Source organism: Bacillus sp. SIMBA_008 (genome assembly GCF_046535495.1).
In the GTDB taxonomy this organism is placed as follows: Bacteria; Bacillota; Bacilli; order Bacillales; family Bacillaceae; genus Bacillus; species Bacillus subtilis.
Genome location: NZ_JAWRWL010000234.1, coordinates 1 through 306 on the forward strand (window position 1 = coordinate 1; position 306 = coordinate 306).

At 40.8% G+C, this 306-nt stretch carries 1 protein-coding gene; it reads right to left on the reverse strand.

Translation table 11 applies throughout. The features are described 5' to 3' along the window. On the reverse strand, positions 1–306 hold a 306-nt coding region (gene dtd, locus SB658_RS22980), incomplete at both ends, for a D-aminoacyl-tRNA deacylase (RefSeq protein WP_410602565.1).

Below are 306 nucleotides of genomic sequence, written 5' to 3' on the forward strand. Positions count from 1 at the left end.
TTGGTCAATGACACATCCATCATCGCGCCAAAGCGGCCAGTTTCTACATGAATACCTTTGTCTCTAAGGGCTTTATTGAAACATTCGTAAAGGGCGTTCGCAGCATCTGGCTTGGCTGCTTTCATAAAATTTGGCCTTCTGCCCTTTCTTGTATCACCATAAAGGGTAAACTGAGATACAGACAGCACGCTTCCTTTTACATCCAATAACGAATGATTCATTTTCCCGTTTTCATCTTCAAAAATACGTAAATGTGCAAGCTTATCAGCTAAATAATGCACATCTTCTTCTGTATCTTCGTGTGTG